At 69.4% G+C, this 15,217-nt stretch carries 9 protein-coding genes, 1 pseudogene and 1 CRISPR repeat array (1 of these 11 only partly in view); all 10 genes and pseudogenes read right to left on the bottom strand.

Annotation, left to right across the window (positions count from 1 at the left end):
- Positions 1-693: direct repeats of the CRISPR family, unit length 29 nt; unit sequence GGGGCCAACCCCGCGTGCGCGGGGATCAC; it reaches 68 nt to the left of the window's first position.
- Between the two features lie 156 nt (positions 694-849).
- The 10 genes and pseudogenes from cas2e to acnA all read right to left on the bottom strand — a co-directional run bounded on the left by cas2e (position 850) and on the right by acnA (position 15,060).
- On the bottom strand, positions 850-1,212 hold the full coding sequence (cas2e, locus tag ACIRQY_RS12745; protein WP_403924545.1) for a type I-E CRISPR-associated endoribonuclease Cas2e: 363 nt from the start codon (positions 1,210-1,212) through the stop codon (positions 850-852).
- Positions 1,209-2,159, bottom strand: a complete 951-nt coding sequence (gene cas1e / locus ACIRQY_RS12740) for a type I-E CRISPR-associated endonuclease Cas1e (protein WP_351781499.1) — start codon at positions 2,157-2,159, stop codon at positions 1,209-1,211. The genes cas2e and cas1e overlap by 4 nt, the downstream gene beginning before the upstream one ends.
- 3 nt (positions 2,160-2,162) lie before the next feature.
- Positions 2,163-2,879 (bottom strand): type I-E CRISPR-associated protein Cas6/Cse3/CasE, encoded by a 717-nt coding sequence (gene cas6e, locus ACIRQY_RS12735; RefSeq protein WP_403924542.1) that lies wholly within the window; start codon positions 2,877-2,879, stop codon positions 2,163-2,165.
- The gene (gene cas5e / locus ACIRQY_RS12730) at positions 2,870-3,613 is read right to left on the bottom strand and encodes a type I-E CRISPR-associated protein Cas5/CasD (protein WP_403924539.1); all 744 of its coding nucleotides are present in this window, start codon (positions 3,611-3,613) and stop codon (positions 2,870-2,872) included. The genes cas6e and cas5e overlap by 10 nt, the downstream gene beginning before the upstream one ends.
- Positions 3,610-4,836, bottom strand: a complete 1,227-nt coding sequence (cas7e, locus tag ACIRQY_RS12725) for a type I-E CRISPR-associated protein Cas7/Cse4/CasC (RefSeq protein ID WP_403924537.1) — start codon at positions 4,834-4,836, stop codon at positions 3,610-3,612. The genes cas5e and cas7e overlap by 4 nt, the downstream gene beginning before the upstream one ends.
- Before the next feature lie 78 nt (positions 4,837-4,914).
- Complete coding sequence (gene casB, locus ACIRQY_RS12720) at positions 4,915-5,676, bottom strand: type I-E CRISPR-associated protein Cse2/CasB (RefSeq protein WP_403924534.1); 762 nt, start codon at positions 5,674-5,676, stop codon at positions 4,915-4,917.
- 58 nt (positions 5,677-5,734) lie between these two features.
- Complete coding sequence (gene casA, locus ACIRQY_RS12715) at positions 5,735-10,339, bottom strand: type I-E CRISPR-associated protein Cse1/CasA (RefSeq protein WP_403924531.1); 4,605 nt, start codon at positions 10,337-10,339, stop codon at positions 5,735-5,737.
- A 559-nt stretch (positions 10,340-10,898) separates the two neighbouring features.
- Positions 10,899-11,108 carry a hypothetical protein gene (locus ACIRQY_RS12710; RefSeq protein WP_403924528.1) on the bottom strand — a complete coding sequence of 70 codons (210 nt, stop codon included), beginning with the start codon at positions 11,106-11,108 and terminating at the stop codon, positions 10,899-10,901.
- A gap of 475 nt (positions 11,109-11,583) precedes the next feature.
- Positions 11,584-12,041, bottom strand: a pseudogene (locus ACIRQY_RS12705) (transposase); the annotation flags it as partial.
- Positions 12,042-12,345: 304 nt separating this feature from the next.
- Positions 12,346-15,060, bottom strand: coding sequence for an aconitate hydratase AcnA (acnA, locus tag ACIRQY_RS12700; RefSeq protein ID WP_403924525.1), 2,715 nt, complete (start codon positions 15,058-15,060; stop codon positions 12,346-12,348).
- Positions 15,061-15,217: the final 157 nt, after the last annotated feature.

Below are 15,217 nucleotides of genomic sequence, written 5' to 3'. Positions count from 1 at the left end.
ACCCCGCGTGCGCGGGGATCACCGATTGCTCCCCCTGACCTGCGGTTGTTACTCGGGGCCAACCCCGCGTGCGCGGGGATCACTTGTTCGTCCGGAACGGCGGACGGCGGGCGTCGGGGCCAACCCCGCGTGCGCGGGGATCACGGGGAAACTGCAGAACAGGTGATGTTCGACCCGGGGCCAACCCCGCGTGCGCGGGGATCACACCACGTGGCACCGCTTGCAAAGCACCTGAACGGGGCCAACCCCGCGTGCGCGGGGATCACTCGTCCTCGTCGTCCAGGTCCTCGTCGGCGTCGGGGCCAACCCCGCGTGCGCGGGGATCACGCGCGGTTGTTGGGGAATGACCGCTACACAACGGGGCCAACCCCGCGTGCGCGGGGATCACCAAAATTCGGAGACATCGAAGTTTCCGGCCTGGGGGCCAACCCCGCGTGCGCGGGGATCACCCACGGTGGTCGACGCCTCGGCCGAGAAGGACGGGGCCAACCCCGCGTGCGCGGGGATCACAGCAAGAAGTACAAGGGCCACTCGATCACCCCGGGGCCAACCCCGCGTGCGCGGGGATCACACCATCGGTCTCGTCCGCTGCGGGCGGATCTGGGGGCCAACCCCGCGTGCGCGGGGATCACCCGACATGACGTACGCCGACGACGTCACTCCAGGGGCCAACCCCGCGTGCGCGGGGATCACAGGAGCTGACCAGCGACTTTATCCCGTCAGGTGCCCGCTTTTACTTACTTCCCAAGATTGCGACATTGAGGACTTATCTCGCATCGCGGATTTCGATGAACCCTCATCCTCCATGCTCATGCCCGCCGCTCCGGACCTCGCCAAAGGTGCCATCTCCTACCTGCCGCCGAATCTGCGGCGCTTGGACGCCTTGCTCCACCCCTCCCGGGGAACCGAAGGCGTTCGCTGTGCCGGGCGGTCCGAAGCTGGGTTCGGGCGATGGATCAGCGTCAGCCCTTCGTGATCGGTGGGGTGCCACGCGTGATCGTGGGTTTCAAAGGTGTAGCCCTGCTCATTGTTCGTCTGATAGGCGAGCAGAGCACGGCCTTGGTTGGCGTATTGACGGACCTCGTTCCAGAGTGCCTCGCGGATGCGGGCTGAGGGAGAGCCGAGGAAGACTCCCGGAGAGATCTCCAGAAGCCAGCGGGTGAGAAACCCCCTCAGGCCGACCGGGCAATTGGTGAGAACAATGACGGTCACCAGATGATCTCGTTGCCATAGTTGCGGCCACTTTCAACATGCACGTCCCCGTCGGACTGGAGGGTGACACGGTCCTCGGCCGCATCGCCCGTGTCGCGGGTGCCGTCGAATCCGAGGACGTCCTTGATGTCCCGGACACAACGATCCAGCAGGCGCGTCTCGTTGATGCGGTCGCGGAGCAGCCGTCGCGTGCGGGCCGCGACATCCTCCTCGCCTTCGACGGCCGCGTCGAAGGCGGCCGGGATGGCGATCTCGGTCCGGTAGAAGTCGGCCACGTCCAGCACGAACGAGCGCTCGTGTCCGGAATGGACGAAGCCGAGACCGGGTGAGCAGCCGAGCGCGGCGACGACGGCGTGGGCTATGCCGTACATGCACTGGGCCGCCGCGGTGATGCCCTGGTTGGGGGCGTCACCTGCGGAGAAGTCGCCGCGGTGGAACTCGCGGCGGACCCAGGGCACGCCGGTGCGGACCGATTCCTCGCGGTAACAGGTCTTGACGCGCCCTCCCTCCATGCTGAGGAGTTCCTGGCGGGTGCGGCCGGCCGGGTCCTGGTCGGGGAACCGGAGCCGGTACATGGCCCGCGCCACGTCCAGCCGGGTCCGCCGGTTGGCCCAGGCCGTGGCCTGTGCTTCGACCAGGCCGGAGGAGCGGGTGAGGGCCCGGCCGCCCGCGTAGTAGCGCACCCCGTGCTCGCCGACCCAGGCCACGCCGGCGCCGGAGTCGCCGAGGACGGACATGGCCTGATGGGTGATGCGCGTTCCCGGTCCGAGGAGCAGGGTGCCGATGGTGGCGGACGGGATCTGCGTCACCCCGTCGGCGTCCTCCGCCGTGATGGCGTTGGATTCCCGGTGCACGGTGCACCGTTCCAGATAGACGAATGAGATGCGATCACCGATCCTGGCGAGTTCGCGTGGCGAGGAGGCTCCCCGTCGGCCGATGGTGCCCATCGTTCACCGCACCGGGGCGAGCGTCATGAGACCGCAGCCGTACGCCTTGGCCTTGCCCAGACCGTGGGTGAGTGTCCGGCGGAAGACGTCCGGGTCCGTGACGCGCAGCCGGCCGTCGAAGGTGGCCCTGGTGATGCGTACGTCGTCACGGCCGGACCTGTCGGGAGACCTGCGGAACTGGAGGGCGCGCTGATCGCGGACGATCAGTTCGTGTTCGTCACCCCGTTCCACGAGTTGCCGTTCCACCGACTTCCGCACCACCTCGAACCCCGCCTGCTCCTGGCGTTCGATGAGCCAGCGCATCTGATGCCGTGGAGTCCGGTGCGCGGCACGCTTCGTCTCCTCGCCCTCGGCGCTGTGCTGGTGACGGATGTTGTGCACGGGGTTCGCCGTGAGCCTGAAGCCCCAGGTGTCCCCCTTGGCGAGTGCGTCGAGGAACTGCCCGTACTCAAAAGTCGCCCAGCCGGCTTCACCGGCGGTGGGCCAGCCCGCCTGTTCGACCAGATGGGTCAGGTCGGGGCGGGTGGGACTGACGATGAACAGCCGGGTCTCGGCGGGGGTGTCGTGGTCCACTCGCCAGAGCACCCGGGGGCCCGATCCGTCCCGCGGCGGAGGCACCGGGAAGGACATGTTCACCGCACCGTGCAGGAGATGCGGTGAGCCGAGGAGCCGCCGGGCACCGGATCGGGCGGTGTTGATGCGGAAGCGGGTCAGATACATCGGGTGGTCCTCGGTGCGGCGGGCGGAAGCCCATCGGTCGGATCGTGGGCCGGTGGCTGTACGGGCACCGGCTCGCCCCAGCGCACACCGCGCAGTCCGTAGCGCCGGTGGCGGGGATCAAAACTCAGCGGAAGGTCACGGAGCGTGACGTCTGGGGTCTCTCCGGCCGGACAGTCGAGCAGAACCTCCAGCGTCTCCGGTCCGGTGCCCGGAGCCCTCTCCGGGCGCCTGCTGCCGGAGAACTGATTCCGGTACCACCCCGACGCCTGCCATTCCGCTCTCTCCAACGCATCCTTGAGGCTCGTCTCCAGCGGCTCCGACATCGGAATCGGTCGTGACGGAGGACAGGAGCGCCGCCCGAGATAGGGCAGGAAGACCGGGTCCAGCAGCGCCTCGTACAGCGCCCTGATGAGTCCGGGCTCGCCCGCGACACCCGCGACGAAGACCGCGTCCGCGAGGTAGAAGCGTTCGGAGAGCGGCATGGACTTGCCCGAGTCGGCGTGGTGCGCGGTCTGGAAGTCACGCATCCGGCTGCCGGGCTGATCGATCCGTACACCGAACTCCAGCGCGGCGAGATCGGAAAGATCCGCCTCCCGGGAACGCCCCTGGGCACCGGCCAGGAGGCCGAGGACGCCGCTCTTGGTGGGCGCGTTCTCGGTGGTGCGGCGGGTGAAGCGGGCCGCCGAACCCCAGGACTGGAGGGGCCCCGCGAGCCGCAGCAGCAGCACGCTCATGCTCCGGTCTCCAGCTGGGCGCTCTCCCCGGCCTTCAGCCGGGCGGCCACCGCCTCACCCACGGCCGTCACCAGTTCGGGAAGAGCCAGCTCTTCGCCCAGGGAGGAGAGAGCTTCAGTGTCCTGACCGACCCGCAGCACCCAGGTCCCTCCCTTGTCCGTGAGCCCGAACGCCTTCTCCAGCTCGGGTACGTACGTGGCGAGCCGTTCGCAGCTCCGGCGCAGGAAGCCGCCTTCCTCAGCCGTCTCCACGGGCTCCTCGAAGGCCCCGACGAAACTGATCGGGCGCCGGGTACGGAGCTTGACGATCACCGCCGCGGGCAACGTGTGATTGCCGAAGGTGTTGATCTTCCCCGTGGGGAGCGAGGTGATGAATCCTTCGAGGAAGGCCTCCACCGCCCGCCTGGTGGGGTCCGCGGACGGTGTCCGGCCCTCGCTCAGACCACCCAGGTTCTCCTGGAGCCGGTTGGCGTCGACCGCCGCGTAGCGGTAGAGGGTCGACGAGTTGAAGTCGACGGTGCCGATCATGCCGGCGCCCATCTCGGCGTCCGTTTTCGTATCGTCGACGGCCGTGAAGTAGTCCGACTCGACCTCGACCGCATGCACACTCAGGGCATGTGCCACCTGGGCTGCCGCGTCGACGTTGAGATCGGTCGAGTCCGCCACCATACGGCCGAAGAGGGCGATGTCCACCGAGTGCCCGGTGTCCACCGACCGGCGAGCGCGTGCCTTGTTCTCCCTGGTCCTGAAGAACTCCTTGAGCGTCTTGAGATCGCCGTCCGATGTGCCTTCGACCGTGAGAGCGGCCAGCGCGTCGAACTGGCGGCTGCTCAGAAACATCAGATAGGTCGATTCCGGGGCGGATTCGGTCTCGTCGCCGCCTCCGCCCTTCCTGCGCTTGGGGACCGTGAGCTTCACTCCCGTCGCGGTCGCCAGGGTCTCCGCGGCCAGCTCCTCGGCCGCTGCTGGGGAGAGCGATGTGTCCAGGACGGAAATCCTCTCCGCCAGTACCTCGACCACCCGCTTCGTCCGGACCCCCAGCTCGGAGGGGTCGAGCAGTTCGGAGAAGGCCGTACGGGTGGCGCGCTTCCATGCCTGGCTGGAGACCCGGGCCCGGCGCTTGCCGCCGTAGACGGCCGACTTCGGCGTACCGGTGTCGTCCCGGTTGAGGTTGCTCGGAGGCACGGTCTGGAGAACGTGGATGTCGATGATGGTCCGGTTCATGAACGCTCGGTTCCTCTGTGTGCTCGACGTGGGAAGGACAAGGGGTAGAGGGAAAGTGATGGCAGGGACAGGGGGTGATCAGTCCCCCGGGCCGTAGTCGTCGTCCGTGCCGCCGAAGCTCAGGGACGGGTCGATCGCGTCGCTCCCGTCGTCCCCGTTCCGCGCTGTGCTTCCACGGCGGGGGGCGGCGAGGTGGAACTCCCGGCCCCACTCGCGCCGCACCGCCGCGCGTCCCGACGGCGTTTGCCAGCGGCAGAGCTGATCGGCCAGGCGCCCGTAGTCGAGCGGCACCTGCCCTCCGCGCAGCAACAGCACGATCTCCCGCAGCCGGACGGCCACCGACACGATGGAGTCGGCGGTACCGACCCGGACGAGCCGCTTGCGCAGCGGTTCGTTCTCCGAGTCGTCGGAGCCGGGCTTCTCCTCCGTCTTCTTCTGGATGAGCGTCCGGACCGCGCCCCCCAAGGTCGTCCCGGGGCTGTGCATGTCGCCGTCTCGGACGGACTGCTGGTGCAGGGCCCAGAGCGTCACCGCCAGGTACACCGCTTCCTCGGCGTGTTCCCGGCGTACGCGTGTGCTGCTTTCCGCGAGGGCGTCGCCCAGTTCCTCCAGTCCTCCCAGGCCCCAGTGGTCCTGCACCATGTGCGCGGTCTGCCCGGCACCGCGCCGCAGCCGGGCGAGGTCCGCCACCGCGGCCGGGTTGTCCCGGCGGTAGCCGCGCTGAAGCCGGGAGACACAGCGGGCAGCGGCTACACCCGCCGGACCGGGCCCGTGCTGCCGCCGGGCCGGGGACGGACCGGCGGGCTGCCGGGGTGCGGGCTCTTGTTTCATCGTGGTCATACGGAATGCTCCGTGGCGTCGGTGTGAGGGTGGTGTGCGCAGGCGAGTGAACGGCTTGTCAGGTGGGCGGTCGCGGGGGAGCACCGGCTTCCGGCAGCGGATCGCCCACCGGAAGGATCTTGTTGATCCTGGTCCGGAACCACAGATCCGCGCGGGCGTCGTCCACCCAGCGCTTGCCCGTACGCGGGAGATCGATGATCCGCCCTTCCGCCGCGGCCGGACCCGCGGTGTCGAGCAGCTGTCGGCCGAGGCGATGGACGATCCGCCGCACGGTCGCCTGCCATGAGGCACGGTCGGCGACCGGGTCGTCGCTCTCCCCGAGGTTCCGCAGCCACTGCCGGTAGGGACCGTCCAGCGCCCCGAACCCCAGGTCGCGGGCGATCTCCGTCAGCGGCACCGGGTCCGATCCTGCGGCGCGCGCGAGATTGCCCGCGAGGTGTCCCAGCGCGGTCACCGCCTGCTCCGCGTCCGAGACCGCGTCCACCGCCGCGGCGCCGTGGAACGGCCGCTCCTCGTGGAGCAGGACGACGGGCAGCGTGACCCCGTCGTCGACGACCTCGTCCACCACGGACTGCTGAGTCCCGTACACCGCCCCCACCAGTCGTACCCGGATGAGGGAACCCTTCGGCAGCACTCCCTCGGTGGTGAGCAGGGCGAGCCACTTCACCACTCCCGAAGGCAGAGTCTGCGGGGTGCCGCGCCCTGTTCCGTCCGACGGGGAGCGCTGCGCGTACAGCAGGCTGCCGAGGCCCCGCCACGCGGCGCGGGTGGGGTCGTGCTGCCGCGGCATGTAGACCAGCGGACGGCCCAGCTTCTTCTCCTGCGGGGCGCTGCGGCGCCAGCCGGACATGGGCTCCGACTTCCACCGGTCGTGCGGGGTGAGCGGGTCCCCGTAGCCGAGGACGACCCCGGTGACGGTGAGGCCGGCGTCGTCCTCGGTGTGCAGGAGGACACGCCGTGACTGCCAGGTGTAGAGATCACGGGGGCCGGAGGGCCGGCGGACCTCGGGGTCCTCCGCGATCCGGCCGGGGCCCGGCGCCTCCTCCCGGCGCCAGACCGGCATGTCCCTGCGCCGGTCGACGGTGAGCAGGTCCTCGTCCGTGGGGATCAGATTCAGCAGCAGGGTCTCGTGCAGGGACGCTCCCTCGGCGAAGACACCACCGAGGTTGCCCGCCCAGCCGGTGCCCTGGGGATAGACCCTGCCGCCCGTGGTCCGGTCGTCACCGGCCATACCGGACTTGATCCCCGACGGGTCGAAGGCGTGTGTGTGCACCAGCCACCGGGCGGCCTCGGCGAGAGAGAGCCGGTCCGCACCAGGCCTGCGCATGGCGAAGAAGGGGTCCCCGTTCGGAACGTCGGCGACGATCCGGTTCAGTGAGGCGACCTCGTTCTTCTCCGTGTGCAGGCCCGCCGTCTGGAAGAAGGGGCGCTCCGCGTGGAGCAGATCGAACCGGCCCTGATGCCGGGCGAGATACCCGGGCACGGTGGAGAAGGGGTCCGCCGCGTGCCACAGCTCCTCCCAGTCCTCCATCTCCGCGGGTCCTTCCACCGCGTCGTGGAGGATCGCCAGCAGCAGCCGGAGAAGCGCGAACTCCTGTGTGGGCAGATCACCCACGAGACGCCGCAGATCACGGGCGTGCGCGAAGACCTCCAGCAGAGAGAGTTCCGCCATTGTGCCGTCGAGGCGCTGGACCGGCAGCCACGGCCGGGAGACCAGGTCGAATGATTTCGGCACGGGATCAGGCACCTTTGCTTCCAGTGCGCCGACGGGAGTCACCCGAAGTCCGTCGGCACGGCTGTATCGGAGGTCGAAGCCTGCCAGACGGGTCTGACAATCCTCGTCCAGGACGAGAAGCAACTCCCCTGCCAGCCAGGGGCATTCCTTGACCTGCCAGGCCGGAACGGCGAATCGCTCCAGCTCGGCGATGGTCCGGTCGATCGCCCACCGCTTGGAGAACTGCCAGGGCAGTGTCAGAGCGCTCGCGGCGACGGCCTCGGCGGCCCAGCGCGTCGGAGGTGCGTGCTCGGGCAGCTCCAGCCCGCCCCTCCCGCCGTCGAGCCAGTCGACGGTGGTCAGCCGGCCGTCCCGGCGGCGCTGGATGACCAGCACCTCCAGGCTCTCCTCGCTGTCGCGTACCTGAGCGCGCCCCTCGCGGGTGTCGTCCGCGTCGCCCGCGTTCGCGTCGAGCCAGCCGATCACCGGGCGTCCGGCCCGGCGGACGGGTCCCAGACGGAAGGCATCGGCGTTCTCCCGTTTCGTGGCGAGGCCGTCGAGGTACGCGCGACGGTGATCGGCCAGCGCGGAAGCCCAGTGCCCGGGGCCGACCGGACCGTCCCCGTAGGCGGACTGGACCAGCGGGCTGATGTGGTCGGGCAGGACGAGCGGAGCCCCGTCCAGATGCGGGCCAAGGACCGCGAGCGCCCGCAGCAGCGTGTGCGGCCCCCGGTAGACGCCGAGCGAGCCGCGCACGGGCCCGGGGGGGTCGGCCCGCCAGTCGGCGCCGGTGACCAGACACCGGGCCCGGACCAGCCGGGGCGGGCGGGAGCGTGGATGGCGGTGCAGCCGCCCCATGCGCTGGAGCATCAGGTCCACCGGCGCCAGATCGGTGACGAGTAGATCGAAGTCGATGTCGAGCGACTGCTCGACCACTTGACTGGCCACGACGATGTGCGGCCCGGTGGGACGCTCCCCGTCCGGACCGAAACGCTCACGCAACTCGGTGTCCTTGCCCGCCCGGTCGGCCGCGAGGAACCGGGAGTGCGCCACGGTCACGGCGTCGGTGCCGAAGTGGAGCCTCAGCTGTTCCGCGGCCTCCAGCACCCGGTCGACGGTGTTCCGTACGACCAGTGCGCAGCCGCCGTCCCGGAGTTCGTCCGCCAGCCGCCGAACCAGGAGCGACAGATCGTCGTCCACTCTCTCCAGCAGCACCTCGGTGCGGCGGCCCGTGGCCGGGTCCGGGCAGGCGGTCGTCACCGCCGCCCCGGGAGCCACGGCGGTGAGCAGCGGGTACGCGTCCTCCGGTACGTCCGTGCCGCCCCCCGGGTGACCCGCTTCCTCTCCCGCGTAGGCCGCCGCGAGCTCCCTCCTCCGGCCTGCGGGAAGCGTCGCCGACAGCAGCACCACCGGTACTCCGTACGCCGCCAGCCATTCCAGCACCCGGTCGAGGTAGGCATTCATATAGGCGTCATAGGCGTGGACCTCGTCGATGACGACGACCTTGCCCGCGACCGCCAGATGCCGCAGCGCCAGATGCCGGCTCTTGAGCCCGGCGAAGAGCACCTGGTCGATCGTCCCCACCGCGAATGACGAGAGCAGACCCTTCTTCCGCCCCCGCAGCCACTGGTGCGCGTGGAGTCCCGAGGGGCCGGAGCGGACGGCTGCCCCGGGACTGGGCACGGCATCCGTACGGTCCGGCTCGACGGCGGCGATCGTACGGTCCCCGGCACGCATCAGCCCTGACCAGACCTCATTGAGCGCCGACTTCGCGTGCGCCAGTACGACGGAGCGCGGGCCGTCCGGGGGAAGGCGGTCAAGCCAGCTCAGCAGACGCGGGAACATCGCGTCTCCCGTGGCCCGGGTCGGCAGCGCCACCAGACAGCCACCGGCCCCGGTCCTGGCGGCGAGGATCTCCGCCGCCGCGAAGGCCGCCTCCGTCTTGCCCTCGCCCATCGGCGCCTCGATGATCAGGAGCCCGGCCGCGGGCATCACCCGGGCCATCCGTACCGCCTCCTCCTGCACCGGCCGGATCACCGCACCGTCCGGGAGTGCGAAGCGATTCCTGAACAACTCGGCCGCTGTACCTTCCGGTTCCGCCGCCGTCCAAGGTCCCGGTAGGTCGAGCCCAGCCCATGCCGCCGACAGGCGCCGGGCCTCTCCCTCCGGGCCCCGCGGCGACCAGGACGAGGGGTCGTACGGAAACAACTCCGTCGAACTCGCGATCCAGTCGGAGACGATCACCAGGCCTGTCAGCGCCACCTGCACCGTCTGCGGCAGGCGCACCGACGACCAGTTCCTGAACCGGTCCGTGACCCCGGCGACTTGTGCGCAGGCGTCCATCAACTCGTACTGCACAGAACGCCATGTGTCCTCGCTCGTCCCCGGGGTCCGGAGCAGCCGGGGGCGGAGCCGGAGATCGTGGATCTGCTGGTGGTCCGGCGGCGTACCGTGATGGCCACCGGCCACCACGGCGAACTGCCCGGTGAAGCGGTCGGCCAGTCCGAACCGCTCGGAAAGCCACTCCTGGAGCAGGAGTTGACTCGCCAGCCCGTGCGGAGCCATGCGCCGGTCGGTGCCGAACTGCTTCTGATACGGCATTTCCAGCCCCGCTGACCGCATACGATCCGCCAGACCCTCCACCTGGCAGGCGAAGGCCGGTGTCGACTTGCCGATATCGTGTGTGGCGGCGAGGAAGACCAGCAGGCGACGTGCGTCGTCGGCGCCCCCGGGCAGCACTTCGGCGACAAGTGTCTTCACACGGTTGGGTACCCATTCATCCCACAACACCCCCGCCACGGCGGCGCTGTCCGCCATATGACGCCATAGGGGGAGCCACTCTTCGGTCCGTCTGTCGTGCTTTCCCCAGGCCCGTCTGGCGGCGGGGGAAAGGAGATCGAAGGGTGCCCCGGAGCCGGGATCGTTTGAACTCGGTAATGAATGTGGCATGGCTGCATACCCCCGCCGGGCTGTGGTGTTCCAAAGGGTCCATGGAGAGACCGAAGTCGGGTCTGGATGGTCGCACTTCCGAAGGCCCGCGCGCGTGGTGGGCTCGGTCGTCGACAGCCTCGGGGGACCGTAGCCGTCCGGGACGAGCGCCGAATCCAACCGGCCGGCGACACGGCGCTTGATGCGGACGGCCAGGCCGGGATGCCGGTCGGGTTGTCGTCGGCCGTCGAGTGCCGACATGGGGAAGCGTGTTCCACCGGGGTTTGGACCGGGGCTGGTGTGAACCACCTCGTGGCCGCCGGGCGACGGTCTCCCTGTCGCTTGCGCTGGCCACCGGCACGTGGGCGTCTTGCTCCCGGGAGGGCCGGGTGGTGGCAACGTCCACGCGAACTGCCGCCCCGGCCCGGCAGTTCGCCGCAGAGGCTCTCCCCGGTCGACCCCCGAGCGGTCTCCCCACCCAAACAATCCAACTTGTCGGGTCGGTCGATGAGCACGAGGGCCGCTGGGCTCAAACGTCGAACCAGGTGAGGGTCAGGGCGCCTGTGGAGCCGGGAATCGGCTAGACGCCATGAGCGGAGGGGCAGGAGCCGAAGCCCCTGCCCCTCTGTCCCAGAGCGACGACGACCACGACCACGATCACCGCAATGCCCCAGATCCACGCCATGACGGGCGAGGGGGCAAGGGGCGCCGACGCGACCATTGCCGTGAGCAGCGCGACCATCGCCCCGCGCCAGTCGCGGCCGTCGCCCTGGTTATGGCTGTTCGCCATGTTGTTCTCCTGTAGAGGTGTTCACCGATGAGGACGGAGGAGGGCAGACCTCCCCCGTGCGACGGGCCGAGTGATCCCCCTGGATCGGGGACTGCCTCATCACAGCAAGTAACTTAATGCATCCACAGAGTGTCTGCCGCCAGATTGAGCGGTTCCGATTCCCCCAAGGGGCCACGCTCCTCAGGTGATCGGCCGGGACACACGAAATGTTCATGGTTGAGGACTGGCAGGGATCGCCGACTGGCCACGCAGATTGAAGATCAATCCAGCCCCGCGGGCGCGGGGAGCACGGGCACCCCAAAAGTTCATGGGGATCAGCCCCGCAGTGGCGGGGACGGTCTCCTCTGCGCGTCCGTCAACGGCTACGCGGAGGCGGAAGGGCGAGTGCACGCCCCATAGCTGTGGGCCAGCCTACAGATGGATCTCGTCGACGCATCCGCAGGACCAGGACGGCGAAGGCGCGCTCTACGCCCTAGCGGAACTTGCCGAGTCCCGCACCGTGGGCGACTCCGCGTCGGGCGATCATCGGCTTGATGCCGCGCTTCCACAGCAGGCGGCGGTACTTGTCGAAGCCGTAGCCCCGGTCAGCGAACAGCCGCCGCAGCCTGCGTCGCGGGCGTCCGCGCAGTCCTCGAATCGGCGGTATCGCGTCCAGCAGGGGCAGCAACTGGGTGACGTCGTCGCGATTGCCTCCGGTGAGCGGGGTGCCACAACGGTCCACGATCACATGGCGCTTGGAGCCAGGGCGGGCGCGGTCGACAGGCGAGGGGCAGACATGATTCCCCCTTTGAGAGCCCGGACATGCGAGCCATCCACGGCGCAGTCGTCCAGGTCCAGCAGGTCCGCGCGTTGCAGTTCGGTCAGCAGCACGGGGTGCAGGCGGGGCCAGAAGCCGGCGTGGGTCCAATCCCACAGCCGGCGCCAGGCCGTGACTCTCGCCCGGGGTGGAGGTGACGTCGTTCGGGAGTGGGAGCCGCCGGCGGGAGCCCACCCACGGCTCCCAAGATTGCCCGGACAAGTCCTGCTCCGGCGGCGCTCGTTCGTCACGCGCTCACGACGACGAAGAGCCCCGCACCTGGTATCAGGTGCGGGGCTCTTCGTCGTCGGGGGATGCTCAGATCCGCCCCGGGAACAGATCGCCTGCGATCGTGCCCACAGGCGAACCTTCCGCCCCGTCGAGCTCAAGCGCTGCGCCCGCCGCACGAGAGGCGGGGGCGGAGCGCTCGTTCACATCAGGTCAGCCGCGGATCAGGTTGCGGAGCACGTACTGCATGATGCCGCCGTTGCGGTAGTAGTCCGCCTCACCGGGGGTGTCGATGCGGACGACCGCGTCGAACTCGACACCGGTGTCGGTGCTGACCTTGACCGTGCGCGGGGTGGTGCCGTTGTTCAGCTCCTCGACGCCGGTGAAGGAGAAGGTCTCCTCGCCGGTCAGGCCCAGGGTCTCGGCCGACTGGCCCTCGGGGAACTGGAGCGGCAGGACGCCCATGCCGATGAGGTTCGAGCGGTGGATGCGCTCGTACGACTCGGCGATGACGGCCTTGACGCCGAGCAGGGCGGTGCCCTTGGCGGCCCAGTCGCGGGACGAGCCGGAGCCGTACTCCTTGCCCGCCAGGATCGCGAGCGGGGTGCCCTGGTCGATGTAGTTGCGCGAGGCGTCGTAGATGAAGGAGACGGGGGCGCCGTCCTTCGTGAAGTCGCGGGTGTAGCCGCCCTCGGTGCCCGGCGCGATCTGGTTGCGCAGGCGGATGTTGGCGAACGTGCCGCGGATCATGACCTCGTGGTTGCCACGGCGCGAGCCGTAGGAGTTGAAGTCACGACGCTCCACACCGTGCTCGGTGAGGTACTTTCCGGCCGGGGTGTCGGCCTTGATCGCACCGGCCGGGGAGATGTGGTCGGTGGTGACCGAGTCGCCCAGCTTGGCCAGGACGCGCGCGCCGACGATGTCGCTGACCGGGGTCGTCTCCATCGTCATGCCCTCGAAGTACGGGGGCTTGCGGACGTAGGTGGACTCGGTGTCCCACTCGAAGGTGTTGCCGGTCGGGATCGGCAGCGCCTGCCACTGGGCGTCGCCCGCGAAGACGTCCTGGTAGGACTTGTTGAACATGTCCTCGCCGATGGCGTTGGCGACGACGTCGTTGACCTCGGCCTCGGTCGGCCAGATGTCCGCCAGGTAGACAGGCTTGCCGTCCTGGTCGATGCCCAGGGCGTCCTTGGTGATGTCCACCTTCATGGAGCCCGCGAGCGCGTACGCGACGACCAGCGGCGGGGACGCCAGGTAGTTCATCTTGACGTCGGGGTTGATGCGGCCCTCGAAGTTGCGGTTGCCCGAGAGGACCGAGGTCACGGCCAGGTCGTGCTCGTTGACCGCCTTGGAGACCTCCTCCGGCAGCGGGCCGGAGTTGCCGATGCAGGTGGTGCAGCCGTAGCCGACGAGGTTGAAGCCGACCTTGTCGAGGTACGGGGTGAGACCCGCCTTGTCGAAGTAGTCGGTGACGACCTTGGAGCCCGGAGCGAGGGTGGTCTTGACCCACGGCTTGCGGGTCAGGCCACGCTCCACGGCCTTCTTCGCGACGAGCGCGGCGGCGACCATGACGTACGGGTTCGAGGTGTTGGTGCAGGAGGTGATCGCGGCGACGGTGACGGCGCCGTGGTCGATCGTGTAGGTCGTGCCGTCGGGGGCGGTGACCTGGACCGGGTTCGACGGGACGCCGTTGGTCTGCGCCGGGGCGTCGGAGGCCGGGAAGGACTCCTTGCCCGCCTCGTCGGCGGTGTCCACGTAGTTGCGGACGTCCAGGGCGAACTGCTCGGCGGCGTTCGCGAGGACGATGCGGTCCTGCGGGCGCTTCGGACCGGCGATGGAGGGGACGACCGTGGAGAGGTCGAGCTCCAGCTTCTCGGAGAAGTCGGGCTCGGCGGCCGGGTCGAGCCAGAGGCCCTGCTCCTTGGCGTACGCCTCGACGAGCGCGACCTGCTGGGCGTCGCGGCCGGTCAGGCGCAGGTACTTCAGGGTCTCGTCGTCGATCGGGAAGATCGCGGCGGTGGAACCGAACTCCGGCGACATGTTGCCGATGGTGGCGCGGTTCGCGAGCGAGGTGGCGGCGACGCCCTGGCCGTAGAACTCGACGAACTTGCCGACGACGCCGTGCTTGCGCAGCATCTCGGTGATCGTGAGGACCAGGTCGGTGGCGGTGGTGCCAGCCGGGAGCTCACCGGTCAGCTTGAAGCCGACGACGCGCGGGATGAGCATGGAGACCGGCTGGCCCAGCATCGCGGCCTCGGCCTCGATGCCGCCGACGCCCCAGCCCAGCACGCCGAGGCCGTTGACCATGGTGGTGTGCGAGTCGGTGCCGACGAGGGTGTCGGGGTACGCCTGGCCGCCCCGGACCATGACCGTGCGGGCCAGGTGCTCGATGTTCACCTGGTGGACGATGCCGGTGCCCGGGGGGACGACCTTGAAGTCGTCGAAGGCCGTCTGGCCCCAGCGCAGGAACTGGTAGCGCTCCTTGTTGCGGCCGTACTCCAGCTCGACGTTCTGGCCGAAGGCGTCCTTCGTGCCGAACTTGTCGGCGATCACCGAGTGGTCGATGACCAGCTCGGCCGGGGAGAGCGGGTTGACCTTCGCCGGGTCGCCGCCGAGCTCCTTGACGGCCTCGCGCATGGTGGCGAGGTCGACGACACAGGGAACACCCGTGAAGTCCTGCATGATCACGCGGGCCGGCGTGAACTGGATCTCCTGGCTCGGCTGCGCCTGCGAGTCCCAGCCGCCGAGGGCCCGGATGTGGTCGGCGGTGATGTTCGCGCCGTCCTCGGTGCGGAGCAGGTTCTCCAGGAGAACCTTCAGGCTGTACGGGAGGCGCGCGGAGCCCTCGACCTTGTCCAGCTTGAAGATCTCGTACGACTCGTCGCCCACGTGCAGCGTGCTGCGGGCGTCGAAGCTGTTCGCCGACACGACAGTCTCCTTCATCAAAGTGCGCGTATTACCGCCATGCTGCCGCCACGACCCCTCGCCGATCCGCTAAGGTAAGACTTAGTTAGGTAACCCTTACCCGGCGGGGCGGACACGGTGCGCCGTGAGCAGTTATCTCGATGTCGAGATAACTCTAGTG

The sequence above is a fragment of the Streptomyces sp. NPDC101490 genome, assembly GCF_044767145.1.
In the GTDB taxonomy this organism is placed as follows: domain Bacteria; phylum Actinomycetota; class Actinomycetes; order Streptomycetales; family Streptomycetaceae; genus Streptomyces.
Note: the sequence above shows the minus strand (reverse complement) of the source record. Positions and strands in the feature narration are given on the sequence as shown.